Source organism: Bacillus sp. FJAT-22090 (genome assembly GCF_007676755.1).
Classification (GTDB): Bacteria; Bacillota; Bacilli; order Bacillales_A; family Planococcaceae; genus Psychrobacillus.
In genome coordinates, this window is record NZ_VEBK01000005.1 from 1 (window position 1) to 26,960 (window position 26,960).

Consider the following 26,960-nt stretch of genomic DNA (forward strand, 5'->3'; position numbering starts at 1 on the left):
GAAGGCTCATCACTCACCCCACGGAAAGCGTCCGCCCTGCAGCGGAAATCCTAGCGGTAACTTACTTAAGACACATTATCCCTATAGTATGGCATTGCGATCATTCTAAAAATATTCCCTATTCTTTTAACGATTTATAAAACTGGCCTTTTTCTACATACTCTCGAATAATCCGTGCTACGTCTTCCTTATCGGCATCATTAAGCTCTCGTACCACTTTAGCGGGATTTCCAAATGCAAGTGAATGAGGGGGAATTTTTTTCCCTGGAGGCACAAGGCTTCCTGCTCCAATAAATGCCCCTTCTCCAATTTCAGCGCCATCTAAAATGATAGACCCCATACCGACAAGTGCACCTTTACGAACAGTGCAACCATGTAAAGTTACTTGGTGGCCAATTGTTGCTTCATCTTCAATAATAAGTGGATTGTTTGGGCTTTGGTGAAGGCAGCTTAAATCCTGTATACTCACTCTTCGTCCAATAATCGTAGGAGCAACGTCCCCTCTTATTACCGTATTGAACCAAATTGTAGACTCCGGACCGATTGTCACATCCCCTGTTATTGTGACATAATCAGCAATAAAAGCAGTTTCATCAATCGATGGAATTTTATCTTTATATGGATAAATCAATTAATACACGCCTTTCGTAAAAATAGAATATAATTAATCGTATCAAATAAACTCGATTTAGGAAACACATTAGAAAGAGGTGATGTTCATGTGGAAATGGGAAGCAGAGGAAAAACCAAAAGCAGTAATCGTCATCGTTCATAGCGCATATGAACACCATCGAAGATATGCTTGGTTAATCGAAAAATTAAGAAGCTCCAATTATCATATTGTGATGGGTGATTTACCTGGACATGGAGAATTAAAAAAAGCAAATGGATTGCATGATGAATCTTTTGATTTGTATAAAGACTACATAAAGCAAGCCCTTCAAGTAGCAGTGACGTATGATCTTCCAATATTCCTAATGGGTCATGGGATGGGAGCGACATTATTAATGAGAGTTTTACGAAAACTAGAAATGGAATTCGCAGGAGTGATGTTAACATCACCGTGGCTACAATTAAAAAAGACTCCTTCTAAATGGACAAATGCATTAGCGAAATTATCTGTTCCACAAAAAATTAATCACGATATCCATTTAAATGAATTAACAAGAAATTATGAGGTATTTCAGCAATTCGCAGATGATCCAACGTATCGCACACTTGTTTCAAATGATTGGTATAAAGAATTGCAAACGTTAATGAAAACTGTTGTACAATCGACAGAATCTATTCCAAATATTCCAGTATTGTTGATGACCGCGGAACGAGATAAGATTACTGATATAAAAGCAACTGCAAATTGGATTAAGAAACAAGAGCTTTCTGAATATCAATTTAAGGAATGGAAGAATTGTTTTCATGATTTACACCAAGAGCCCGAAAGAGAAGAAGTTTTCGCATATTACCATTCCTTTATAAATAATGTGTTAAGATCTATTGGATATATTGTTTGATTACCATTTTATTTTCTTAAGTATGAAAGAATCCTCTATTCCTCAGGAATGAAGGATTTTTTTGTGATATAATTGTATGGTTGAAAAAGAGAGTTAAAAGGAGAAATAACATGCAAAACCAACATATTATTCGAAATATAATTGTAGAAACACCATCAAAGCCAGGTAACTTTGCGAAAGTTGCAACTGCTATTGGACTTGCAGAAGGAGATATTGGTGACATTACTACATTAAAAAGTGGTGCTTTGACGACTCTTCGAGATATTTCCATTACATGTAAATCGATTGAGCAATTAAATCAAGTTATTGCTAATATAGATGCGATAGAAAACGGTGTGAAAGTTCATGCGGTTACAGACGATGTACTCAATGCGCATGAAGGCGGTAAAATCGCGATGAAGAGTAGATTAGATGTACGCTCACTTGGCGACTTGCAACGAATTTATACGCCAGGTGTTGCGAGTGTATGTATGGAGATTTTTAATCATCCGGAAAAAGCTAATTACTTCACATCGATTGGAAACTCTGTTGCGATAGTGACGGATGGTACAGCAATTTTAGGATTAGGCAATATCGGTCCAGTAGCAGGTATGCCTGTTATGGAAGGTAAATCTGTATTACTCGATCAATTTGTAGGACTTAGTGGAATACCGGTGTTATTGGATACAACTGATCCAGATGAAATAGTTGAAACGGTTAAACACATCCATAAAGGGTTCGGAGCGATTCTTTTAGAGGATATCGGTTCTCCTCACTGTTTTGAAATTGAAGAGCGTTTAAAGGCAGAGCTTAACATTCCAGTCATGCATGATGACCAACACGGGACAGCAGTAGTTGCGTTGGCAGCTATATTATCTGCGTGCAAGTCTACGAAAGTAGATGTGAAAAACGCGAAGATTGGTCAAATTGGTCTTGGTGCCGCTGGACTTGCGATTTGCCGTATGTTAATGGCATATGGTGCAGAAGACGTTTATGGGTTGGATCGTCAAGAAGAAGCACAAAATCGTTTGCTTAAGTATGGTGGGAAAACAATTGCATCATTAGAGGAAATGATGGAAACATGTGATATTATTGTCGCGACAACTGGAGTATCCGGCCTGATCAAACAGGAAATGGTTCGTCCGGGACAAATCATTTTAGCGCTTTCCAATCCTAATCCGGAAATTCTTCCAGCCGAGGCAATTGCAGCGGGAGCAGCTTTTGCGGCAGATGGACGTTCGGTAAACAATGTAATCGGCTTCCCGGGAATTTTCAAAGGGGCATTAGATGCAGGTGCAAAAGAAATTACCTATTCGATGTTAATTGCTGCAGCTCAAGCAATCGTCAGTCACACAAAACCTGGTGAATTGATACCAAATCCACTAGATCCAACTGTGCATCATTTAGTAGCCAGAGCAGTAGAAGAAGCGGCTAATAGTGAGATGAATTAATAAGTAAAAGAAGATTTTGGCTAAGACGCCGAAATCTTCTTTTTAAATTCTTCGTTATAGTCAGTAGCTTCCATCAGTGCTTTTTCTTCTAATGGAATTCGAACGGAAAGCATGGCTAGATTTAAAAGAGTAAAACCAATCGCTGTGAAATACGCTTGGAACATAAGTGGCAACAGGGCTATTTCAATACAAACGACCACATAATTGGGATGTCTAATAAAAAGGTACGGCCCTGTTTTTACTACATTGGCGCCAGGTAAAATGATAATCTTTGTATTCCAAAAAGTACCTAAGGAAGTTAAACACCAAATACGCAAACCTTGCACAAATAAAAAGATTAATATAAACAACGGAAACAATGGAGAAATACTTCGATCAAAAAACAATACTTCAGCGATTAAACAAACAAAAAAACTAATATGAAGCGCAACCATATAAGGATAATGGGAAGCCCCCACTTCATAAGCACCTTGTGCAAGCATTTTCTTTTCATTTCGTTTAGCGATAAATACTTCGGTAATCCGTTGAATAATAACTAGCGATATAAAAATGAAAAAGAACATGCTAATCCCCCCAATTTAGTAAAACTGCTTCACCACAAAATCCAGGACCAAGTGCTACGAGTAATCCAATGTCGTTTTTATTGTTTTCTTTTAGCATAAATTGCTCCAATACGTACAGGACGGTAGGAGAGGACATATTACCATGGTTTCTTAATACTTCTCGAGATATTTCCGTCTGGTCTTGTTTTAGCTGTAGTGTGTTTTCGTAAGCTTCAAGAACTTTTTTTCCACCAGGATGGGCAACAAAATGGTCAAGCTGCTCTTTTGTAAGTCGTTGTTCTGTTAAAAATTCATCGATGAAAGGACCTAACCAGCTCGAAATAATAGAAGGGATACTTTTTGAGAATACTACATGCAATCCATTGTTTTTTATATCCCAACCCATCACATTTTCTGAATCGGGCATCCATTTAGAGGCAGTATCGATAATATGAGGAGTAGAAACCTTCGATTCCATATCAACCTCATCCCCACATACTAATACACAGGCCACCCCATCTGCAAAAAGAGAAGCGCCGATCAAATTGCTTTTCGAAAAATCATTCGGTTGAAAAGTAAGGCTACAAAGCTCCACGCAAACAACAAGCACTTTTTCTGTAGGATGTGCTTTGCAATAATCGAAAGCCCGGCTAATCCCAGCAGCACCTCCAGCACATCCCAATCCCCAAATGGGAATTCGTTTCATGCGATCAGAAAAAGGGAGATGGTTCATTACGCGTGCATCAATACTTGGTGTTGATATCCCAGTGCTGCTAACAAATATAATTGCATCTATTTCGTCTGGTCGAATTGTATTTTGTAGAAAAAAGCTATTTTGCAAGCATGCTTGAATCGCTTCTACACTATATTTTGTGGCCAACTCTATATACAGATCATTGCGTTCTTCAAAGGTATGTTCGGTTTGATGCCATTCTAAAGGCACACAAAAATGACGAGTGTCAATATCGCCATTTTCAAACACCTTTAATAATCGTTCAAGCTGTGCAATTTTATCTTTAAATAGTTCTTTTGTAAGCTGTTCAATATTGGATTGTTCTAACGTATATGGTGGCTTATATGTACTAATAGAGGCAATTTTAGGCATGGAGATTCTCCTTTTTATAAGTACTTTACCCATATTTTCATCAGATATGCTTAAAGATGAACGAAGAGTTACTAAAAAAGAATTATAAATCCATCAAAATCGTATAATTTTCTGAAAACTATATAAATAGTGATTATAGAGTTGTGTATAATATCCTCAGGAAAGATAATCAAAATACTAATGATTTAGGTATCTTTATAGGTCTAATGTTTGGAGGGGGAACATGAAAAAATTAATTTTACTTTTTTCCATATTAGTGTTATTGACTGCATGCAACAACACCTATGAGGGTATAAGTTTACGAGATATTATAGACACTTTTGAAGATAATGGAATAAAATTAGAAAAAGCTAAAAAAAGTGATGACGAAACCTTTGGGATGAAATTGAATGGAGTAAAACCTTCTACTTACTCTTTAAATAAGGAAGACTTCTTTATTTACATTTTTAAAGATATTGAAGATAGAGAAAAAGGAGGGGAATATTTTTATAATTCAACAGCATCCAAAAACACTCTGAATTTTGATAAAATAGAAAGAGAAAATATATTGATTTTTCATGTTTATGATACTAAATCTGATATTGATTTGAATAAAATATTTGATAATTTTTAAGTGAAAGGTACTAGGAAGCATTGCTATTTAGAATAGCTTGACTTCCTAGCACCTTTTTTAGTGAGTTATTCGGACTTCATTTTTTCAATTGCGATAATAAAAGGTGGGTTATTTTGTTGATTTAAAAATTGATAGGATAGCACATGGGCGTACGATTGTGGTAATTGCTGTACAAAAGAAAGTAATGCATCTTTTTCCTCTTTACCACCTTCATGTCCATAGTAAACTACTAAAATGATTAATCCTCCAACCTTTAGTAAGTGTAATAAGGATTCAATAGCTTTAATCGTTGAAGCTCCTCTTGTCACTATTTCGTGGTCGCTGCCGGGTAAGTATCCTAAATTAAAAATGGCGGCAGCTACTTCTCCAGACACATATTTCGCGACATTTTCATGACCATCATGAATTAGTGATACATGCCCGATCAAACCCGCTTGCTCCAACTTGTCCGAGGTGGACTGAATAGCTTCTTGTTGCACGTCAAAAGCGTATACATGTCCACTTACTCCTACTAAATTTTCCAGAAATAATGTATCATGCCCATTTCCAGCGGTTGCATCGACTACTATATCACCGGGTTTAATGACGCTCGCTAATAATTCTTTTGCAAATGGGAGGACCCTTTTTAATCTCATTTTAAAACACCATTCTTTTCATAAAGTTTTCCTTGGAAGCTTTCCCGTTTTGCAAGCTCCGCATCTATTCCATTCAGAACGTCCCATTTATTGACACTCCACATAGGGCCGATCATTAAATCAATTGGTCCATCACCTGTAATACGTTGAACAATCATTTCGGGCGGAATCACTTCCAATTGATCAGCAACGAGCTCAATATACGCATCTCGTTCCATAAATTCTAGCTTTCCTTTTTCGTATTGCTTCACCATAGGGGTGCCTTTTAATAAATGAAGCAAATGGATTTTAATTCCTTGTACATCTAATTTGGCAACTTCACGAGCCGTTTCCATCATCATTTCTCGGTTCTCTAAAGGGAGACCATTAATAATATGCGTACAAATCCGAATGCCATGTTTTCGTAATTTGTTTACCCCTTCGATATACGTAGGGTAATCATGTGCACGATTTACAAGGTTGGCAGTGCGTTCATGAACAGTTTGCAGCCCTAATTCTACCCATAAAAAAGTCCGTTCATTGAGCTCTGCTAAATATTCGACAACATCATCTGGTAAACAATCTGGTCTCGTCGCAATCGAAAGTCCCACGACTCCTTCAAGTGATAATGCCGCTTCGAATTTTTCTTTTAGTACTGATAGGGGGGCATGTGTATTTGTATAGGCTTGAAAATAGGCAATATATTTTCCTGTTTTCCATTTTTCATGCATTTTCGATTTAATTTTTTCAAATTGAAGAGGAATCGGATCGACTTTATCCCCCGCAAAATCTCCACTCCCAGCAACGCTACAAAAGGTACAGCCTCCGTAAGCAACAGTGCCGTCTCTATTAGGGCAGTCAAAGCCTGCATCTAGCGCAACCTTGAAAATCTTTTGATCAAATATATCTCGTAGATAGCGATTCCATGTATAATACCTTTTTCCATCAGAAGGAAAAGGAAAGTTATTTTCATTCATCTAATTTCACTCCTTAACCTCCTTATTTTATCATGCCTTTGCACCTATCTTGAAGTGACATTAAAAAAAGAATACAATAGTTTGAGTGTACATAGAAATGAGGTGGCGAATTATGCCGAAAGCTGTATGGCTTTTAATAATAGGAATGTTTATCAATACAATGGGGAACTCGTTTTTATGGCCTTTACACACGATATATATGCACGAACATCTAGGACAGTCATTGACGATGGCAGGTTTCGTTTTGATGATCAATGCTGGGGCTGGGGTAATAGGAAACTTACTTGGGGGCTATTTGTTTGATCGTATTGGCGGCTATAAATCGATTATGCTAGGAATTATCTTGTCGATGGTTGCTTTAGGATTATTAACTATTTGGCATGGTTGGCCTGAATATATATGGTTTGTTGCAATTTTAGGATTCAGCGGGGGAATTATTTTCCCAAGTATGTATGCAATGGTCGGAAGTGTTTGGCCTGAAGGCGGAAGAAAAGCATTCAATGCAATTTATTTGGCACAAAATGTTGGAGTAGCAATCGGTCCGGCGATTGCGGGACTTGTTGCGGAAAATAATATTAATAACATCTTTTTAGCTAATTTACTAACATATATTTTATTTTTAGCGATTGCGGGAATCTATTATCGCAAACTTGTTGTTTCCTCCAACAGACACGCATCAGTGTTGAATGAAAAAAAGAAAATTGTACAAAAAGCACCTTTCTATGCAATGATGATCGTGACAATCGGATATATGTTAACGTGGATTGTATATGTACAATGGACCTCTACTATTTCCACGCATGTGTTGGAATTAGGGATATCGTTAAAGCAATATAGTTTGCTATGGACGATAAATGGTGGGCTTATTTTAGTTGCCCAACCACTTATCAAGCCTATTATCAATCGTTTGGAGCATAAAATAAAAGCGCAGCTGATTGTTGGGATTGTCATTTTCATGGGCTCCTTCGTCGTAGTTGCATTGGCAGAAAGCTATGCTATGTTCATCACTGCAATGGTCATATTAACGATTGGGGAAATGTTTGTCTGGCCTGCAGTACCGACGCTTGCTGACCAGCTAGCACCAAAAGGCAGAGAAGGTTTCTATCAAGGAATTGTCAACAGCATGGCGACGGTAGGAAGAATGATTGGACCATTTATAGGTGGTATTTTAGTAGAAGCATATGGAACCCCGGCAATGATTCTAATACTCACAAGTTTGATGGTCTTCGCGATTATTACAAGCTTGCTATATGATTTACCACTTAAAAAGCAGAAAAACACCGTTTGATGAAATTCAAACGGTGTTTTTTAAAAATGAAATTGATTAATATGCTAATCTTTGAGAAAATTTTCCCAAAGGGGAGATTGGTATGGAAACGTTTCTAAAAAAATTATCTACATCAGTGCTTGGGGAAATCTTAGAAAATGCGTTCCAATGGTTTGTAGTTGTGGACGAGCATTCAAACATTCTTTATATTAATGAAGAATATTGCCGGTTCTTAGAAATAAAAAGGGACGATGTAATCGGTAAGCCTGTTGCCGATGTTATAGAAAATACGAAAATGCATGAAGTTATAAAATCAGGAATCGCGGATATTGCTTCACCACATTATATTAAAGGGACGTATATGCTTGCGAATCGTGTACCTCTTTTTGTCGATGGAAAAATTGTTGGTGCTTTTGGGAGCGTTATATTTAGAGATATGTCCGATTGGAAAAAGTTGAGTTCTCATGTGCGAACAACAATGGAAAGAATTCAGTTAAATATGGAAGATAACAGTTACACGGAGTACAAATTAGGAGACATAAAAGGTACTTCTCCGGCTATTCGAAAAATAAAAGAAACAATTGAAACAATTGCTCCTAGTGACCTTCCTGTATTAATAGAAGGAGAGAGTGGAACAGGAAAAGATATGTTCGCTCATAGCATCCATCAGCTATCAGAACGTTCTGATTGCCCTTTCGTCAAAGTAAATTGTGCTGCAATACCGCCTGAGCTTCTGGAAAAAGAATTATTTGGCGTGTTTGACCATACCACTGGGACGATACGAAACGGCAGATTTAAGCAGGCAGATAAAGGGACCCTCTATATAGATGAAATTAGTGCCCTTCCGCCTACACTGCAAGCAAAGCTTTTAAGGGCAATGCAAGAAGAGGAAATTATTCCATTGAATTCGGAAAAAAGTGAAATAGTAAATGTTCGTATCGTTGTTTCATCTGATGTATCTCTTTCCACATTAATCAAAGAAAAGAAGTTCCGGGAGGATTTATATTACCGTTTGCAAGCAATTACTCTATCCATTCCACCATTAAGGGAACGAATGGAGGATCTAGTAGATTTACTTAACTATTTTCTCCAAAAGTTTATGCTTCAAGCTGGTCGCAGACATGTCACCTTAGCAACTAAAACGAGGGAAATACTTCAATCCTACCATTGGCCAGGAAATGTACGAGAATTACAAAACATTTTGCAAGCAGCAGTTTTCCTAGCTGAAAACGATATTATTTTGCCATCTGCCCTTCCTTCTCAGATAAAGTTAAGCAGTGTACCATCTTTTCAAACGACTGGAACACTAGAAGACATATTAGCAGAAGTAGAAAAGAAAGTACTTCAATCTTACTTAGAGGAAGAATCAGACAAAATCACGATAGCACAGCAACTTGGTCTTAGTAGATCCACCCTTTACGAGAAAATTAAAAAACACAACTTATGACCCAAATCCGATTATCTGGACTATAATCCAGAAAATCGGATTTTCTCTTTTTTCAATAAATCTTCTATTTACTTATTTTTATAAGATAATAATCCGAAAAACCGGATTATTTTTGATTGAAACGTTGACTTGCTCGTCACAATTTATATTGATTGAAAATTCGGACTATGTTTTAATTGCTTATGAAAGCGCTTTTATTTTTTCGAGTTCGCAAAAAAATCTATTCTACTGCAGAGAACTAGATTACTAATTTGTTGAGGGAACGTAAGTTTATTGAAGAGGATGATTTCTGCCCTAAATATTTGTTATATATATCGATCACTTTGATACACTGTTGCCACAAATAGACTACGATTTAAAATAAAGGGGGATTTGTAAATGGAAATATTGAGTATGATCGGCCTTATAGGTGGTTTAGCCTTATTGATAATTTTGACTATGAAGGGCGTAAATATTTTAATGGCTGGTCCAATTTCGGCATTGGTAGTGGCATTGACGAGCGGAATGCCATTATTTTCACAGTTGGCGGAGGAAGGGGAAGCCAATTTTGTAACTAGTTATATGACCGGCTTTACTGGGTTTATTATGTCCTGGTATTTAATGTTTTTACTAGGAGCCGTGTTTGGTAAAGTAATGGAGGATAGCGGTGCGGCAGATTCCGTGTCCAAATGGATTGTCGATAAATTAGGGATGAAATATGCTGTAATGGCCATCGTCATTTCCTGTGCAATCCTTACATATGGCGGCGTAAGCTTGTTCGTTGTTGCGTTCTCTGTATATCCTATGGCCATTTCACTGTTTAAGCAAGCAGATTTGCCTCGTCGTTTTATACCTGCAACTTTGGCATTAGGTTCCGTAACATTTACGATGACATCTGCGGGATCACCTGAAATCCAAAATTGGATTCCAATTGAGTTTTTAGGAACGAATGCATATGCGGGGTGGGAAGTAAGTATTATCGTTGCGGCATTTATGGCTATCTTTGGATACTGGTGGCTAAAGCGTATTATTCAGAAAGCGGTAAATAAAGGCGAAAGATTTGTAGATCGTGAAACTGATCCAACGTTTGATACAAAAAGAAATTTACCAAATCCTTTTTTAGCAATGCTTCCTTTAGCGGTTGTATTAGTTATCTCCTTTATCTTCCATGATAAACTGGCGCAATCGGCACTAATTATAGCGTTACTAGGAGGAGTGATTACAACCTATATTGTTGGAAGAAAGTATTCAAAAAATTTCTGGGAAGCATTTTCTGCCGGTACGGTAGGTGCACTAATTGCAATCGGTAATACAGCTGCAGTTGTTGGTTTTGGAGGGGTGGCAAAAAATGTCCCTGCTTTTACTACAGCAGTTGAAGCGATGACAAACATTCCTGGGTCACCTTTAATCGGGGCAGCTATTGCAGTATCCGTTATCGCTGGTATGACTGGTTCTTCGTCTGGTGGCCAATCAATCGCCTTGCCACTATTAGCGCCACATTATATGGATATGGGAGTAAATACAGAAGCATTGCACAGGGTTGTAGCGATTTCGTCTGGTGCTCTTGATTCGCTGCCACATAATGGGTATGTTGTTACGACTATTCAATCTATCTGTGGTGAAAAACATAGTGCTGCTTATTGGTCGGTTGCAGCGACGACTGTAGTAGTACCAACCCTTGGTGTAATACTTGCAATTATTCTCTTTTCTTTTGGATTAGGAATTTAGTTTTTCTGCGAATCGTGAGAGGAACTTTTTTGGGAGGCAAATAAATGGTTATAAATAGAGTACTTCTTATTACTGGAGCGGCTCAAGGGATTGGTTTTGAGATTGCGAAGGAATTTTATAACGCTGGAGCAGTAGTAGTATTAACTGATATTAATGAAGATAAAGTAAAAGAAGCTGCTAAACTATTAGGTGACAATGTTTTAGGACTTAAATGTGATGTGACAAATGAAGAAGAAATAATTGCTTGCTTTGCTAGTACGGTAGAAAAATACGGCAGAATTGATATCCTTATTAATAACGCAGGAATGCAGCACGTCGCTATGTTAGAAGATTTCCCTACTGAACGCTTTGAGCTATTAGTAAAAATAATGCTAACAGCTCCGTTTATAGCAACCAAACATGTTCTTCCGCATATGCGGAAGAACAAATTCGGAAGAATTATTAATATGGCTTCTATTAATGGGTTAGTAGGTTTTGCTGGAAAAGCAGCCTATAACTCTGCGAAACATGGAGTAATTGGACTTACAAAAGTTGCGGCTCTTGAGACTGCTACTGATGGGATTACAGTGAATGCTATTTGCCCAGGATATTCGGATACCCCGCTTGTACGCAATCAATTTCAGGATCTTGCTAAAATACGCAACATTCCAGTTGAAGCAGTACTAGAGGAAATTTTATATCCTTTAGTTCCGCAGAAACGTTTGTTAGATGTGAAGGAAATTGCCGATTTGGCTTTATTTTTAGCTAGCGATGCTGCAAAAGGAATGACTGGGCAGGCAGTTATTTTAGACGGTGGTTACACGAGCCAATAAATTTCATCACTTATCGAAACGCCCGGTTTGATAATCGGTGCGTTTTATTAAATATAGGAAAATAGTTTGCTAATTTATAGAATATTTGAGAATATTGAATTGTAGCATCTTTACATAAGAAAGGGGAATTACATCATGAAACCAATATATAGTTCAGCGAGTGAAGCTGTAGCAAATATTCAAGATGGGATGACATTAATGGTAGGGGGCTTCGGTCTCGTTGGGATACCTGAACAGCTAATCTTGGCTTTAGTGGATAAAGGCGTAAAAGACTTAACAGTTATCTCAAATAACTGTGGTATAGATGAGTGGGGTCTTGGCTTATTACTAAAAAATAAACAAATTAAAAAAATGATCGGATCATATGTAGGAGAAAACAAAGAATTTGAACGTCAAGTAATCTCTGGGGAAATAGAAGTAGAATTGACGCCACAAGGAACACTTGCGGAAAAAATTCGTGCAGGTGGTGCTGGAATTCCGGCCTTCTTCACGCCAGCTGGAGTAGGCACAGTTGTAGCCGATGGAAAAGAAGTGCGTGTGTATGATGGGAAAGAATACGTATTAGAAGAGTCACTACGTGCAGATTTCGCTTTAATACGCGCAGCAAAAGCTGATAAATTCGGAAATCTGATCTACAATAAAACGGCACAAAACTTCAACCCAATGATGGCAGCAGCAGGAAAAGTTACGATTGCAGAAGTGGAAGAAATTGTGGAAACAGGCGATTTAGATCCTGCACAAATCCACACACCAAGCATTTATGTACAAGGGCTTTTTCAAGCGGCACAAGAAAAAAGAATCGAACGTCTAACGACACGTTCATAAGGGGGAGACTAAGTTGAATACACGTGAGAAAATTGCGAGAAGAGCAGAAAAAGAAATCGAAAATGGGAACTACGTCAATTTAGGGATTGGGATTCCAACATTAGTTGCGAATTTCATTTCACCCGATAAGACGGTCGTTTTACAATCGGAAAATGGATTACTCGGTATCGGACCATACCCTACCGAACAAGAGGTAGATCCGGATCTTATTAATGCAGGAAAAGAAACCGTCACAACGATTCCTGGTTCTTCTTTCTTTTCAAGTGCGGAGTCTTTTGCGATGATTCGTGGTGGACACGTCGATGTGGCAATTTTAGGTGCAATGGAAGTATCAGAAAAAGGCGATCTAGCCAACTGGATGATTCCTGGTAAAATGATTAAAGGCATGGGCGGTGCGATGGACTTAGTGCATGGCGCAAAAAAAATTATTGTCATTATGGACCATTGTGCTAAAGACGGTTCCGCTAAAATTAAAAAAGAATGCGAATTACCGTTAACAGGCAAAGCAGTTGTGAATAAAATAATAACAGAACGGGCAATGATAGAAGTAACAGAAAATGGTCTTGAACTAAAAGAGGTATTTGAAGGCTATTCTATTCAAGATATTATTGATGCGACAGAAGCGACGCTCATTATTAAAGATGTGAAAGAGAACGTAGCTATTTAAGTGCATCTTGTATTTTATTCCGAAATCCATTAGAATGGATTTTAATAGATGTGACTGAGAAAAGGATTAGTAAATAATGACGTTTCTAAAGAGAGCTAACGGTTGGTGGAAGTTAGTGTAACGAATTATTGAACTCGCCTTCGAGTCCGTGTAAGTGAACTAATAGTAGCTTATACCGTTTTTCCGCGTTAAGGAATCAAGTTGAGTGAAATTTTCACTAATTTGGGTGGTACCGCGTGAGTATATCTCTCGTCCCTTAGTTTTTTAAGGGGCGAGTTTTTTTATTTTAAGGAGGAGTTACGATGAGCTTTAATCATGAGGCAATTGAAAAAAAGTGGCAAAAGTATTGGCAGGAAAATAAGACATATAAAATGACTGATGATCCATCCAAACCAAAATTTTATGCGTTGGATATGTTTCCTTATCCATCAGGTGTAGGTCTTCACGTAGGTCATCCACTAGGATATATCGCAACGGATATATTAAGTGCATTTAAACGTAAACAGGGCTATAACGTTTTACATCCAATGGGATGGGATGCTTTTGGTCTTCCAGCGGAGCAATATGCAATCGATACGGGGAATGATCCAGCAGAATTTACAGCGAAAAATATTGCTACCTTTAAACGTCAAATGACAGATTTAGGGTTTTCATTTGACTGGGACAGAGAAGTAAACACGACAGATCCTTCTTATTACAAATGGACGCAATGGATCTTCATTCAGCTGTACAAAAAAGGATTGGCATACGTCGATGAAGTGCCGGTAAACTGGTGTCCTGCTTTAGGAACTGTTTTGGCAAATGAAGAAGTAGTCGATGGTGTGTCAGAACGTGGAGGTCATCCGGTAGAACGTCGCCCGATGCGTCAATGGGTACTTCGTATAACTGCTTATGCGGACAGACTTTTGGAAGACTTGGAAGATCTAGATTGGCCTGAAAGCTTAAAAGAAATGCAACGCAACTGGATTGGACGTTCAGAAGGTGCAGAGCTAACGTTTGAAGTGGACGGAACATCAGAATCCTTCCGTGCGTTCACAACTCGACCAGACACTATTTTTGGCGCAACTTATGCAGTATTAGCACCCGAACATAAGCTGGTGGATGTAATCACCACTGCTGACCAACAAGAAGCGGTGCAAGCTTATAAAGACCAAGTAAAACTAAAAAGTGATCTAGAACGTACAGATCTTGCAAAACATAAAACTGGCGTATTTACAGGTGCTTATGCGATTAATCCAGTAAGTGGCGAAAAAATGCCGATTTGGATTGCCGATTATGTACTAGCATCATACGGCACAGGTGCTATTATGGCGGTTCCCGCACATGATGAGCGTGATTATGAATTCGCTAAACAATTTGACTTACCAATCGTTGAAGTCGTTTCTGGTGGAAATATTGAAAAAGAAGCGTATACAGAAGACGGTACACTTGTTAACTCGGAATTCTTGAATGGCTTAAATAAACAAGAAGCAATTGCTAAAGCGATTGAATGGTTTGAGTCAAACGGTAAAGGTGAAAAGAAAATCACGTATCGCCTACGTGACTGGTTATTTAGCCGCCAACGTTATTGGGGTGAGCCGATTCCAATTATCCATTGGGAAGATGGCACATCTACTGCTGTGGATGAGTCTGAATTACCATTGATGCTTCCTGTAACAACCGATATTAAACCAAGTGGAACGGGCGAATCTCCACTAGCGAATATTACGGAATGGGTAAACGTAGTAGATCCGGTAACAGGTAAAAAAGGTCGTCGCGAAACGAATACGATGCCACAATGGGCAGGTAGTTGCTGGTACTATTTACGCTATATCGATCCAAACAATGACGAAGCACTTGTAGATCCAGAACTAGCTAAACGCTGGTTACCAGTCGATATTTACGTTGGTGGAGCAGAGCATGCGGTACTTCATTTATTGTACGCGCGCTTTTGGCATAAGTTCCTATACGATATTGGAGTAGTGACTACAAAAGAGCCATTCCAAAAACTATTCAACCAAGGAATGATCCTTGGAGAAGGTAACGAAAAAATGTCTAAGTCAAAAGGGAATGTAGTAAACCCTGATGATATTGTGAAAAGTCATGGAGCCGATTCACTACGTCTATATGAAATGTTCATGGGACCACTGGATTCATCGAAACCATGGTCAACAAATGGCTTAGACGGATCAAGAAGATTCCTAGATCGCATCTGGCGTTTACTTGTCGATGAAGATGGTAAATTGAGTGCAAAAGTAACAGACACATCTTCTGACAATATGGAAAAAGCATATCACCAAACTGTGAAAAAAGTAACAGAAGACTTTGAAGCCATGCATTATAATACAGCCATCTCGCAAATGATGGTATTTATCAATGAAGGCTATAAAGCAGACCAAATTTCCAAAGAATATGTAGAAGGATTTGTGAAACTTATTTCTCCAATCGTTCCCCATATTGCCGAAGAACTTTGGAGTATTCTTGGACATGACAATACAATCGTATATGAAGCATGGCCAACCTATGACGAGTCTAAATTAGTGGACAATGAAGTAGAAATTCCTGTTCAAATCAAAGGAAAAGTGCGTGCTAAATTGAACGTTTCAAAAGATGCAACAAAAGAAGAACTAGAAGCATTGGCACTAGCTTCAGAACAAGTTCAGCAATGGCTTGAGGGGCAAGAAGTGAAAAAAATCATTGCGATCCCTGGTAAAATGGTGAATATCGTAATCTAATAATTAGTGATGCTGCTCCCTTTCTCTAAATGAGAGAGGGGGCAGCTTTTTTTCACAAACATTCAGGTGGAGTTATTTCCATATTATTTCCTATTACAACTAAGTGACTCATTTTTACGACTAAACCCTCTGAAATTACAACTAAACCATCCTAAATTACAACTAAACCCACTGAAATTACAACTAAATTTTATTCCCCCCTTTTTCCACGTTAAAGTCTTCATTCGACTATATATTTCAGATGGATTCTTCGATATTTCTCCTATTACAACTAAGTGCTTCATTTTTACAACTAAACGCCCTGAGATTACAACTAAACCCACCGAAATTACAACTAAATTTTATTCTCTCCTTTTTCCACGTTAAAGTCTTCATTCGACTATATATTTCAGATAGATTCTTCCATATTATTTCCTATTACAACTAAGTGCTTCATTTTTACAACTAAACGCCCTGAAATTACAACCATACCGTCCAGAATTACAACTAAACCCACCGAATTACAACTAAATTTTATTCTCTCCTTTTTCTACGTTAAAGTCTTCATTCGACTATATATTTCAGATGGATTCTTCCATATTTCTCCTATTACAACTAAGTACCTCATTTTTACAACTAAACCCACTGAAATTACAACTAAACTCCATTCTCTACCTTTTCCACGCTCAAAAAGCTCCTAGAATGGTTCTAGGAGCTTCAACTTTTACTTTTGCTTTCATATTTCTAGCTTAGTGTTTCTATAAATGCGCGCATGAGTTGATTTCCTTGCTTGGTACCAATCGATTCAGGATGAAATTGGAGCCCGTAAAGTGGGTAGGCGCAGTGCTTGATAGCCATTATTTCATTGTCATCCTGGGTCCTTGCAAGCACTTCTAATTCATGGCTTAATGTTTGTTCATCGATTACAAGAGAATGGTAGCGCATAACAGAAATAGTATCGCTAAAACACTCAAATAACGAGGAGTGGTTATGTTTAATAGTTGATATCTTTCCGTGCATAATGGTTTTCGCTTGCACAATATTTGCTCCAAAAGCGGCGCCGATTGATTGATGACCAAGACAAATGCCTAGTATTGGAATCGTTTTATGAAGTTTTTGAATAATATCAATCGATATCCCAGCATCAAAAGGCGTTCCGGGCCCTGGAGAAATAATAATTGCTTCAGGGTTTAATAGCACAATTTCTTCAATCGTTAAAGCATCATTTCGTACGACGAGCACTTCCATACCAAGTTCGCTCACTTGTTGAAATAAATTATAAGTAAAGGAATCATAATTATCGATTAATAAAATCATCGTTGCACCTCCAACAATGCTTTTGCCTTATTAATCGTTTCCTCGTATTCACTTTGTGGAATGGAATCATAGACTATACCTGCTCCTGCTTGGACATGTGCTTGGCTATCCTTTACAACCATCGTTCGTATAGCTAGTGCTAGATCCATATTTCCAGTTATAGAAATATAACCAACAGCTCCAGCGTACACACCTCGTTTGGTCGTCTCTAGCTCATTAATAATTTGCATAGCCCGAATTTTTGGTGCTCCTGATACAGTTCCCGCCGGTAAACAAGCAGTTAGCACATCTAAAACATGCAAATCTTTCTTCAAGCGTCCAGTTATTTCGGAGACGATATGCATGACGTATTTATAATATTCAATGGTCATATATTTTTCAATTTGTACAGAACCAATCTCAGCTATTCTTCCAATATCGTTTCGACCAAGGTCTACAAGCATACGGTGCTCAGCCATTTCTTTTTCATCATCCAGTAAATCTTTTGCTATTTGGACGTCTTCTTCCGATGTTTTTCCTCTTGGTTTTGTCCCAGCAATTGGGTTAGTCGTAACTATACCATTATTTACTTTAACTAAACTTTCTGGTGAGGTACCAAGAATAACATAATCTCCAAAATCAATATAAAACATATAGGGCGATGGATTCGTTGTTCGAAGTTGACGATACAAAGAGAAAGGATTTCCTTCAAAATGGGAAGAGAAACGTTGGGATAAAACAATTTGAAATATATCCCCTCTCACTATATGTTCTTTTGCTTTTTCTACCATTTGAACAAAGTGTTTTTCTTCTGTCATTGCTTTAAATGCTAGCTTTGTATTTAAATCTATTGAGTGGTTCGTCCCCATCTGTAAATCAGAATTTATTCCTTCTATTGCATCCAGCATGTCCTGTCGTGAACGACCATTTTGGAATAAATCTATTGCCACAATTGTCAAAGCTTGCTTTAAGTGATCGTAGACAATAAATGTATCATAAAACATTAGATGGACATCTGGCATTCCTAATAGGTCATACAACGGTTCACCAATTTTCTCATGATAAAATGCGGTCTCATACCCAAAGTAGCCGATAGCTCCTCCAAAAAAGGAGAAGGGAAGACTCTTAGGGTGAATTGTCATCATCGTTTTTAGTTTTTCAATGACGGATGTGGAATCTTGTTCTACACTTCCATCGTTAAAAGAACAAATATAGCCTGTCTGATCTCCCGTTAGTTCTGCGATCGGGTTTTGCGCAATGAACGAATAACGTCCACTTTCCTCATGCTTGGCAGATGATTCAAAGAGTATTTTTTTCTTCCCATTTAGTGAATGGTAAATGGAAATGGGGGTCATCATATCTCCTTGAATCTCTCTCATCTCATAGTTTCTCAGCTCTACTGTCATTACTCATCTCTCCTGTTCTCTTCTCAATTGCATACAAAAAGGCCCTCCATCGTAAAGGACGGAGAGCCGTGTTGCCACCTTTATTGATTACTATTGTAATCCACTTAGCCGCAAACAAACATTTGCGTGTCTTATAACGTAGACATACGCCGTAACCTACTAAAATTCGTTCAGTCCGGAGCTTAGAAGCCCATTCACGACATGCCTGCTACTGACTCGCACCAACCGCCAGCTCTCTTCAACATTTCATATCGCTACTATTCTTCCTCATCGCTTGTTACAGACAATTGTATTATAAATAGTTTTAAAATTCAATTTTTATTAACATGAGAATTAACTAGCAATAGTATTTTTTAAGCATAATGCGTCTTAGTTAGTGTCCGCTTGGATTCAGTGCTACTGCCTTCGCTTTTTAGGGGCATTGGCTTAGCCTCCTTGGCTAATGCTTTTCCCGTAGAACTCTCACACCGCCGTGCTAAATCTAACTGTTACATAGTGATTGTCCCATAATCGTATCTAAAAAATTGCTTAGAGCAACAGAATGGTCATGGAGAGCAACCAATTCAATGTGGAGAGCAACCAGATTAAACCGGAAAGCAACCAATTCGATAACGAGAGCAACCAAATCTCTAAATAGGAATTAACTTGCAGTGAATGTTGCATAATCGGCTATTTTTAGACAGCAATTTTGATGGATTGGAGGCGAAAAGGGCGGCGACTCCAGTGAATCAAGTGAGTAAGATGAGACTTCACAGGCGGCCGGTGAAAGCTCATCACTTACCCTACGGAAAGCATCCGCCCTGCAGTGGAAATCCGAGCGATAACTTTACGACGCATTGTCCTAAATTATGAATGAGCAGCTAACTCATTTAAGTAGTGCAGCACTCATACCTGCAATTTTTCCTGTAACGAGAGCAGAAGTAATATTGTAACCACCTGTATAGCCGTGGATATCTAAAATTTCACCGCAAAAAAATAATCCTGCTTTTTTCTTAGATGCCATCGTTTTCGGTTCGATTTCTTTTATGGACACACCACCACCTGTGACAAATGCTTTGTCTAACGGTTGGGTTCCATATACATTTACAGTAAACTGCTTCAACTGATGAGCAAGGTCTCTGATTTTATCATGTGAGAGGTTTTGGCCATCTTGACTTTCTTCAATACCCGCACGCTGTAGTAAAAATAATAGCCATCTTTCTGGAACAATTCCTTTCCATACATTTTTTACCGCTTTTTTTGGATCTTCTTTGATGGAAGAAAGAAGAGACTGGAACGTCTGCTCTTCGTTTTGTTCGGGCAAACTATCTATACGAACCTGTACAAGCTGACCCCCGTTTTTCTTTTGTTCTTTTACTACGAATTGGCTACAGCGCAAAATGGCTGGGCCGCTTAAACCGAAATGGGTAAATAGCATGTCCATTTGGTGCGTGATAATAGGTTTACCATTTTTCTTAAGTACCGAAACCGCAACATCTCTTAGTGCAAGGCCTTGAAGTTCTTTCGATTTGATGAAAGGCTCACTTGATAATAAAGGAACCTCTGTCGGATAAAGGTCTGTGACTGTATGACCGGCTTTCTCTGCCCACGGATAACCATCACCTGTTGATCCTGTTTGCGGGACTGCTTTTCCTCCAACTGCAACAACAACCGCATTTGCAATGATTTCTTCACCAGTGGAAAGGCGAACACCAATCACTTTTTCATCATTCATTAACAGTTTGGCAACAGGAGAATTTAATTTAATTTCCACATTGAGTCTATTTAATTCGTCTAATAATGCGTTTACTACATCCATTGCTTTGTTGGAGACTGGAAACATTCTCCCATGATCTTCTTCTTTTAAAGCAACACCTAGATTTTCAAAAAACGCAATAATATCTTCATTATTAAAAACAGAGAATGGGCTAAATAAAAATCGTCCATTTCCAGGAATATTTTTTACAATTTCTTCTTGTGGCAGTCTATTTGTTACATTGCAACGGCCTCCGCCAGAAATGGCAAGCTTTTTCCCAAGCTTTGATCCTTTTTCTATAAGTAATACTTTTTTCTTTTCTGCTCCAGCCGCAGCTGCAGCCATTAATCCGGAGGGACCCCCACCGATTACAATAACGTCATACATAATAAATTCACACTTTCACTTTTTTCTTTATTATACATGATTGTGAATTTGTTTCGACAGATGTAAACTGTAGTGTAGACATTTTAACTATATTCAGCAAATGTTTCTTTGCTAAGAGCTTGAGCTGAGGTAAACAATAGCTACTTAAATATAGTTAAAGCCTCTGTATGTACTGCTTTCTGTGACAAATTTTCACGAATGTAAATATGCAGAGGTGAATTTGATGAGATTGGGCGGGTTTTATGGCTTCGAATTTATTAAAAGGGACAATGATTTTAACTATTGGTCTCTTATTATCGAGAATACTGGGTGTTCTTTATGTTATTCCTTTTTATCAAATGATTGGTGAAGAGTATATAGTGCTTTACCAATATGCGTATGTGCCTTATTCGATTATGTTGGCAGTAGCAGTATCAGGCATACCGATAGCTGTTTCGAAATTTGTTGCAAAATATAATGCATTAGGAGACTATGCGACAGGTAGAAAGTTAGTCAAGTCTAGTATGTTACTTATGTGTGTAACAGGTGTTGTAGGATTTTTAATCTTATTTGGTTTAGCAGAACCAATTGCACATCTAGTCATTAAAGACAAAGATGCATTTTTCTCAATTCAAGATGTGGCAACTGTTATTCGCTATGTAAGCTTTGCAGTAATTGTCGTTCCTGTAATGAGCTTGATAAGAGGCTTTTTTCAAGGTTATCAGCATATGACACCGACAGCGATTTCCCAATTATTTGAACAGGTTATACGTATATTATTTGTCCTAGCTGGTGCTTTTTTAGTGATGAATATTTTTAAGGGATCGGAAAAAACGGCTATTTCGTTCGCTGTATTTGCTGCATTTTTAGGGGCAATCGCTAGTCTAATTATTCTGTATTGGTATTGGAAAAAGTTGAAGCCAGAGTTTAATGATTTACTGGTAGCTAGCGGAAAGACAACTTCAGACGTTTCACTAAAAAATATTTATAAAGAAATTTTAGTTTATACAGTTCCATTTGCATTAGTAGGAGTGATCAATCCATTATTCCAGTTTATAGATATGATTACTTTCAATCGTGCGATGACTATGATTGGAAAGGCAGCTGTTTCGGATACGTATTTAGGAATGTTAAACTTTACAACGCATAAGCTTGTGATGATTCCTGTCATGCTTGCTACGGGTTTTTCCATGACGCTAATACCGTTTATTACTAGTTATTATGCAAAACAAGATTTCACACAAGTTAGAAAATCGCTGGATCAATCATTTCAAATACTATTATTTTTAACATTACCAGCTGCTCTAGGTATTTCTGTTTTGGCTAGTGATTTTTATTTTGTTTTTTACGAGCAAAGCGATGTAGGGACTGCGGTGCTGGCGCATTATGCACCAGTCGCAATACTATTTGCTTTATATCCAGTAACGACTGCGATTTTACAAGGGATTGACCGACAAAAGCTTATCATATTAAATTTATTAATTGGTATTTTAACGAAGCTCATATTAAATACACCACTTATTAAAGCTTTTGAAACAGATGGAGCGATTATTGCAACATCACTTGGATATATAGTAGCAATCGGATTAAATATGTTTGCAATACGGAAAACATTGCATTATAAATCTACAATGGTGTTACGAAGAATTATGTTAATTGTCATTATAACGGCAATTATGTTGGGTCTTGTGTTTATCACGAAATGGGGGATAGAGCATATATTTACAATCGATAGCAAGCTTGAAGCATTATTTGTTATCATTTTATGTGCTTTTATTGGAGCGGCGTTCTATGGTTATGTTACATTGCGATTAGGCCTGGCTCAAAAACTCTTTGGGGAAAGACTGACAAAGTATACGAAAAAAATTGGTTTTTAGGAGAAAAAAATGCGATTAGATAAATTTCTATCTCATATGGGATATGGAACGAGAAGAGAAGTAAAAATATTAGTCAAGTCAAAAGCGATTCAAGTAAATGACGTCACGGTAAAGGATAGTTCCATGCATGTTGATGAGCATACAGATAAAATAGCAGTTTATGGGGAAGTTGTCGTTTACAAAGAGTTCATTTACTTAATGTTAAATAAACCTGCTGGAGTTGTTTCGGCAACAGAGGATACTCGAGATCGTACCGTAATTGATCTTTTGGACGATGAAGTAAAGCATTTTGAGCCTTATCCAGTTGGGAGATTGGATAAGGATACGGTAGGATTGCTTCTACTGACAAACGACGGTGCTTTAACCCATCGTCTTTTGTCTCCAAATAAAGATGTTCCAAAAGTATATTATGCAAAAGTACAGGGCATGGTAAACGAAACGGATATAGAGGCTTTCAAAAATGGCGTGACATTAGATGATGGCTATCATACAAAGCCAGGATTACTACATATACTCACTAGTGGTCCTATTTCTGAAATTGAGTTAACGATTACAGAAGGCAAGTTTCATCAAGTGAAAAGAATGTTTGAGGCTGTAGGAAAAAAGGTAGTTTACTTAAAGAGACTTTCCATGGGATCTTTAAAATTAGACAATTCACTTGAAGAAGGATCCTATAGAGAATTGACGGTAGAAGAGTTAGAACAAGTACAGCAAAAGAATGACCTCGCTTAACTCCCTAGCATGGTCATTCTTTTCATATTGTACGTATCTAAGATGTCAATTTAACGCGTTTGTTCGTCGTGGTCCATTTGCCTCTTGTTGGACTAATAACTAAGTCATTAAAAGCAAGCACGTTCAGATCTCGCTGAATCGTACGAGGAGTGATGCCAAATTCATCGACCAAGTCTTGTGTTGTAACAGTTCCGTTATCTCGGATGAACATGTACATGTCTTTAATTCGATTGAGCATCCGATCAGTAGTAGGTTTCATAAGTAACCACTCCTTCATCATCATATCTCTTGGCTAGACTAGCGGACGACATGGGTGAAAAGCAACAAAATAATTGCAACTTACAGCCCCTTTACTATATTGGTAGTCAGGTTAAGTATTGTCTGACTATTTAATTATAATAGATTTTCTATCAAATTTCTATCATTATCAATTAATTTACATGAGCTTAATATAATAATTCTGTATTTTAAGAAAGACGATAACGTCAAATAAGTGTAAAATAGCTATATATATCAATTACAGAGGAGATAATCTAATGAACTGGTTAAAGCTTGCGGAAGAAAAAAAAGAAGAACTTATTGCAGAGTTACAAAAGCTTATACAAATTCCAAGTGTACTTCAAAAAGAACTTGCAACAGAAGAAATGCCATTTGGGCCAAAGCCTTTGGAAGCATTACAACATATGCTTAGCAAAGGAGAGGAAGCGGGGTTTATAACGAAAAACGTGGATAATATGGCTGGGCATATTGAAATGGGAGATGGAGAAGAAATCTTAGGGATTCTTTGTCATGTAGATGTAGTACCAGAAGGAAGTGGATGGACATATCCACCTTTTGAAGGAGTTGTAGCAGATGATCGAGTATACGGTCGCGGTGCTATTGATGATAAAGGACCTACCATTGCAGCATGGATAGCGATGAAATTAGTTAAAGACTCAGGAATCGCACTTTCTAAAAAAGTACGGATGATTATTGGAACTGATGAAGAAAGCGGATTCCGTTGTGTAGATCGGTATTTTCAAAAAGAAAAAATGCCAACAATTGGGTTTGCCCCAGATGCAGATTTCCCGATTATTAACGCGGAAAAAGGAATTGCAAGTCTGATCTTTACACAAACAGGTTCGTCTGAGACAGAAACTATTCAGTTTTTCCAAGCTGGAAAAAGAACAAATATGGTCCCAGATGAAGCATTTGCTTTTGTTTTCGGAGGACTTCTTTCGATAAAAGAAAAGTTCGAAGCGTTTGCTAGTGAGCATGGAATTACAGGAGAGGTAGTTCCACAAGGACCAATGGTAAAAGTGCTTGTAAATGGAAAATCCGCTCATGCAATGGAACCAGATGAAGGTATGAATGCAGCAATTTTACTTGCGAAGTTTTTACAAACGATTAACTTAACTCCTCATTCAAAAGCATTTGTTGACTTTTTAGTAACAGGTTTCGGAAAAGAAAGTAGAGGGCATGCATTAGGCTTAAACTTTACGGATGAAGTTTCGGGAGATACAACGCTTAATCCGGGAGTGATCCATTATGCTCCAGAGCAAGGGTCTTGTACGCAAGTAAGTATGCGTTATTCTGTTACGTATCCTTTTGAAGAAAAACTTGCGGCTTGCAGAGAAGTACTGCAGGAAATGGGTATTACATTAGATTTAGGTTCTAATTCTGCTCCACATTTTGTCGATAAAAATGATGAGCTGATCCAAACATTGCAAAAAGTATACGAACGAAATACGGGAGAAGAGGCAAAACTTCTATCAATAGGTGGCGGGACGTATGCCCGTGTGCTCGATAAAGGAGTGGCATTCGGAATGCTTTTCCCAGGAAGAAAAGATGTTGCACATCAGCTAGATGAATATGTCGATATTGAAGATTTAATAAAGGCAACTGCAATTTATGCGGATGCAATCGTGGAATTGGCAACTAATAATTCAGAAGCAGGTGAAAAATAATGGCAAATATTTTATGGAATGACCAAATTATTAACGAAGAGGAAGTAAAGATTGGATATGAAGACCGTGGCTATCAATTTGGTGATGGCATTTATGAAGTGATTAAAATTTATAACGGGAATGTATTTACTGCAACTGAACATATCGATCGTTTATATGCGAGCGCAGACAAAATTCAGTTAGTTATACCTTATACAAAAGATGTACTACACAAAATGTTGCATGAATTGATCGAGTTAAATGAAGTACAAGATGGTCAAATTTATATCCAGGTCACTCGTGGTACAAGTCCAAGACAGCATAATTTTCCAACACCAGCAGTAGATTCGGTACTGACTGCTTATACAAAAGAGACAACACGACCACTCACACAATTGCAAAATGGGGTAAAAGCTTGTTTTGTAGAGGATATCCGCTGGCTGCGTTGTGATATTAAATCTCTGAATTTACTTGGAAATGTACTTGCAAAACAAGAAGCAGTAAGTAAAGATTGCTTTGAAGCAGTATTACATCGCGGACAAACAGTAACAGAAGGTTCTTCTTCTAATATGTACGGCATCAAGGATGGTGTACTATTTACGCACCCTGTAAGCAATTTAATATTAAATGGGATTACAAGAAAAGTAATTTTAGATTGCTGTGAAGAAGTTGGAATTCCTGTAGTGGAGGAAGCTTTTACAAAAGAACAGGCTCTAACGATGGATGAAATGATCATGTCGTCCACAAATGCCGAGGTAATGCCTATTATTTCAATTGATGGCCAACAAATTGGAACTGGTAAACCTGGAGAATGGACGAAAAAAATACAGCAAGCATTTGAAAACAAAATCCCATCTTCTATTGGAGTATGAAGAAACATTATTTTATCGGCATAAAAGTTCCGGAAGATACTGGAATACCTATCGTAAAAGAACGTGCAAAAACAAATGTTAAAGAAACACATAAAGTGTTGCCAGTAGCAGAAGATTTGCATATCACGCTTTATTATTTAGGGCATGTAGAAGAAGACATTCTGTCCATACTCTTGCAGGCGTTACGAGATATTCAATGGGATCCATTTACACTAACAACTAGTGGATTGTCCCATTTTGGTAATGCGGAAACTCCTAGAGTACTATATACTGCTCTAGAAGCAAGTGAACCTTTGCACCTCTTACAAAAAGAAGTTGTGCAAGTATTATCTGAAACGATTGAAGTAAAAGACGCGAATGATTTTACTGCACATATTACAATTGCAAAAAAATGGGCAGCAGCTAAGCCCCTTAATATTAAAGATTTTCAACTAGCAAAGATGCACTTTGATGTTTCTCATTTTTCGATTTTTAAGATAAACAATGATCATTTACCTCGCTATGAGGAAATACATTCTATTCATTGCAGGGGGGTGTAAAG

At 37.8% G+C, this 26,960-nt stretch carries 24 protein-coding genes and 2 other annotated features; of the genes, 15 read left to right on the forward strand and 9 right to left on the reverse strand.

Annotation, left to right across the window (positions count from 1 at the left end):
• Positions 1-118 precede the first annotated feature (118 nt).
• Positions 119-631, reverse strand: a complete 513-nt coding sequence (locus FS486_RS08265; protein ID WP_144510866.1) for a gamma carbonic anhydrase — start codon at positions 629-631, stop codon at positions 119-121.
• A gap of 88 nt (positions 632-719) precedes the next feature.
• Here FS486_RS08265 and FS486_RS08270 point away from each other — a divergent pair, with 88 nt between their 5' ends.
• Both FS486_RS08270 and FS486_RS08275 read left to right on the forward strand, forming a co-directional pair.
• Positions 720-1,511, forward strand: coding sequence for an alpha/beta hydrolase (locus tag FS486_RS08270; protein ID WP_144510867.1), 792 nt, complete (start codon positions 720-722; stop codon positions 1,509-1,511).
• A gap of 110 nt (positions 1,512-1,621) precedes the next feature.
• A complete protein-coding gene (locus FS486_RS08275) occupies positions 1,622-2,941 on the forward strand; it encodes an NAD-dependent malic enzyme (RefSeq protein ID WP_144510868.1) in 1,320 nt (439 codons plus the stop codon).
• A 20-nt stretch (positions 2,942-2,961) separates the two neighbouring features.
• On the opposite strand, the gene FS486_RS08280 is transcribed toward FS486_RS08275, so the two are convergent.
• On the reverse strand, positions 2,962-3,504 hold the full coding sequence (locus FS486_RS08280; protein WP_144510869.1) for an isoprenylcysteine carboxyl methyltransferase family protein: 543 nt from the start codon (positions 3,502-3,504) through the stop codon (positions 2,962-2,964).
• Position 3,505: 1 nt separating this feature from the next.
• A complete protein-coding gene (locus FS486_RS08285; protein WP_144510870.1) occupies positions 3,506-4,588 on the reverse strand; it encodes a type III polyketide synthase in 1,083 nt (360 codons plus the stop codon).
• Positions 4,589-4,811: 223 nt separating this feature from the next.
• Here FS486_RS08285 and FS486_RS08290 point away from each other — a divergent pair, with 223 nt between their 5' ends.
• Positions 4,812-5,201 (forward strand): membrane lipoprotein lipid attachment site-containing protein, encoded by a 390-nt coding sequence (locus FS486_RS08290; RefSeq protein ID WP_144510871.1) that lies wholly within the window; start codon positions 4,812-4,814, stop codon positions 5,199-5,201.
• A gap of 65 nt (positions 5,202-5,266) precedes the next feature.
• On the opposite strand, the gene mnmM is transcribed toward FS486_RS08290, so the two are convergent.
• Together mnmM and mnmL are read right to left on the reverse strand one after the other, a co-directional pair.
• The gene (gene mnmM, locus FS486_RS08295; protein WP_144510872.1) at positions 5,267-5,836 is read right to left on the reverse strand and encodes a tRNA 5-(aminomethyl)-2-thiouridylate-methyltransferase MnmM; all 570 of its coding nucleotides are present in this window, start codon (positions 5,834-5,836) and stop codon (positions 5,267-5,269) included.
• Complete coding sequence (mnmL, locus tag FS486_RS08300) at positions 5,833-6,792, reverse strand: tRNA modification radical SAM protein MnmL/YtqA (RefSeq protein WP_144510873.1); 960 nt, start codon at positions 6,790-6,792, stop codon at positions 5,833-5,835. Before mnmL ends, mnmM begins: the two co-directional genes overlap by 4 nt.
• Positions 6,793-6,904: 112 nt before the next feature.
• Here mnmL and FS486_RS08305 point away from each other — a divergent pair, with 112 nt between their 5' ends.
• The 7 genes from FS486_RS08305 (at position 6,905) to leuS (ending at position 16,231) form a co-directional block, all read left to right on the forward strand.
• Complete coding sequence (locus tag FS486_RS08305) at positions 6,905-8,080, forward strand: MDR family MFS transporter (protein ID WP_144510874.1); 1,176 nt, start codon at positions 6,905-6,907, stop codon at positions 8,078-8,080.
• An 82-nt stretch (positions 8,081-8,162) separates the two neighbouring features.
• Positions 8,163-9,506: a sigma-54 interaction domain-containing protein gene (locus FS486_RS08310; protein WP_144510875.1), complete on the forward strand. Its 1,344-nt coding sequence runs from the start codon at positions 8,163-8,165 to the stop codon at positions 9,504-9,506.
• A gap of 384 nt (positions 9,507-9,890) precedes the next feature.
• On the forward strand, positions 9,891-11,213 hold the full coding sequence (locus FS486_RS08315) for a GntP family permease (protein ID WP_186321403.1): 1,323 nt from the start codon (positions 9,891-9,893) through the stop codon (positions 11,211-11,213).
• Between the two features lie 44 nt (positions 11,214-11,257).
• Entirely contained in the window at positions 11,258-12,025 is a 768-nt protein-coding gene (locus tag FS486_RS08320) for a 3-hydroxybutyrate dehydrogenase (RefSeq protein WP_144510877.1), read from the forward strand.
• 135 nt (positions 12,026-12,160) lie between these two features.
• Positions 12,161-12,850 carry a CoA transferase subunit A gene (locus tag FS486_RS08325; protein WP_144510878.1) on the forward strand — a complete coding sequence of 230 codons (690 nt, stop codon included), beginning with the start codon at positions 12,161-12,163 and terminating at the stop codon, positions 12,848-12,850.
• A 13-nt stretch (positions 12,851-12,863) separates the two neighbouring features.
• Positions 12,864-13,517 carry a 3-oxoacid CoA-transferase subunit B gene (locus tag FS486_RS08330; RefSeq protein ID WP_144510879.1) on the forward strand — a complete coding sequence of 218 codons (654 nt, stop codon included), beginning with the start codon at positions 12,864-12,866 and terminating at the stop codon, positions 13,515-13,517.
• Between the two features lie 47 nt (positions 13,518-13,564).
• Positions 13,565-13,777: a binding site (T-box leader), on the forward strand.
• Between the two features lie 42 nt (positions 13,778-13,819).
• The gene (leuS, locus tag FS486_RS08335) at positions 13,820-16,231 is read left to right on the forward strand and encodes a leucine--tRNA ligase (RefSeq protein ID WP_144510880.1); all 2,412 of its coding nucleotides are present in this window, start codon (positions 13,820-13,822) and stop codon (positions 16,229-16,231) included.
• 723 nt (positions 16,232-16,954) lie between these two features.
• Here the strand turns inward: leuS and FS486_RS08340 are convergent.
• The 3 genes from FS486_RS08340 to FS486_RS08350 all read right to left on the reverse strand — a co-directional run bounded on the left by FS486_RS08340 (position 16,955) and on the right by FS486_RS08350 (position 21,034).
• Positions 16,955-17,527 carry an anthranilate synthase component II gene (locus tag FS486_RS08340; protein ID WP_144510881.1) on the reverse strand — a complete coding sequence of 191 codons (573 nt, stop codon included), beginning with the start codon at positions 17,525-17,527 and terminating at the stop codon, positions 16,955-16,957.
• The gene (gene trpE, locus FS486_RS08345) at positions 17,524-18,912 is read right to left on the reverse strand and encodes an anthranilate synthase component I (protein WP_144510882.1); all 1,389 of its coding nucleotides are present in this window, start codon (positions 18,910-18,912) and stop codon (positions 17,524-17,526) included. Before trpE ends, FS486_RS08340 begins: the two co-directional genes overlap by 4 nt.
• Before the next feature lie 51 nt (positions 18,913-18,963).
• Positions 18,964-19,192: a binding site (T-box leader), on the reverse strand.
• Between the two features lie 585 nt (positions 19,193-19,777).
• Complete coding sequence (locus FS486_RS08350; protein ID WP_144510883.1) at positions 19,778-21,034, reverse strand: BaiN/RdsA family NAD(P)/FAD-dependent oxidoreductase; 1,257 nt, start codon at positions 21,032-21,034, stop codon at positions 19,778-19,780.
• Positions 21,035-21,276: 242 nt separating this feature from the next.
• Here FS486_RS08350 and FS486_RS08355 point away from each other — a divergent pair, with 242 nt between their 5' ends.
• Entirely contained in the window at positions 21,277-22,890 is a 1,614-nt protein-coding gene (locus FS486_RS08355) for a putative polysaccharide biosynthesis protein (protein WP_144510884.1), read from the forward strand.
• A gap of 9 nt (positions 22,891-22,899) precedes the next feature.
• The gene (locus tag FS486_RS08360; protein WP_144510885.1) at positions 22,900-23,622 is read left to right on the forward strand and encodes a pseudouridine synthase; all 723 of its coding nucleotides are present in this window, start codon (positions 22,900-22,902) and stop codon (positions 23,620-23,622) included.
• A 37-nt stretch (positions 23,623-23,659) separates the two neighbouring features.
• Here FS486_RS08360 and FS486_RS08365 read toward each other — a convergent pair whose 3' ends face one another.
• Positions 23,660-23,881: a DeoR family transcriptional regulator gene (locus tag FS486_RS08365; RefSeq protein ID WP_142538837.1), complete on the reverse strand. Its 222-nt coding sequence runs from the start codon at positions 23,879-23,881 to the stop codon at positions 23,660-23,662.
• 277 nt (positions 23,882-24,158) lie between these two features.
• Here FS486_RS08365 and pepV point away from each other — a divergent pair, with 277 nt between their 5' ends.
• From pepV to thpR, 3 genes are read left to right on the forward strand one after another with little or no spacing between them, the layout of a single operon-like run.
• Positions 24,159-25,568 carry a dipeptidase PepV gene (pepV, locus tag FS486_RS08370; RefSeq protein ID WP_144510886.1) on the forward strand — a complete coding sequence of 470 codons (1,410 nt, stop codon included), beginning with the start codon at positions 24,159-24,161 and terminating at the stop codon, positions 25,566-25,568.
• Positions 25,568-26,419, forward strand: coding sequence for a D-amino-acid transaminase (gene dat / locus FS486_RS08375; protein WP_144510887.1), 852 nt, complete (start codon positions 25,568-25,570; stop codon positions 26,417-26,419). The genes pepV and dat overlap by 1 nt, the downstream gene beginning before the upstream one ends.
• Positions 26,416-26,958: an RNA 2',3'-cyclic phosphodiesterase gene (thpR, locus tag FS486_RS08380; protein ID WP_144510888.1), complete on the forward strand. Its 543-nt coding sequence runs from the start codon at positions 26,416-26,418 to the stop codon at positions 26,956-26,958. Before dat ends, thpR begins: the two co-directional genes overlap by 4 nt.
• The last annotated feature ends 2 nt before the right edge of the window (positions 26,959-26,960 follow it).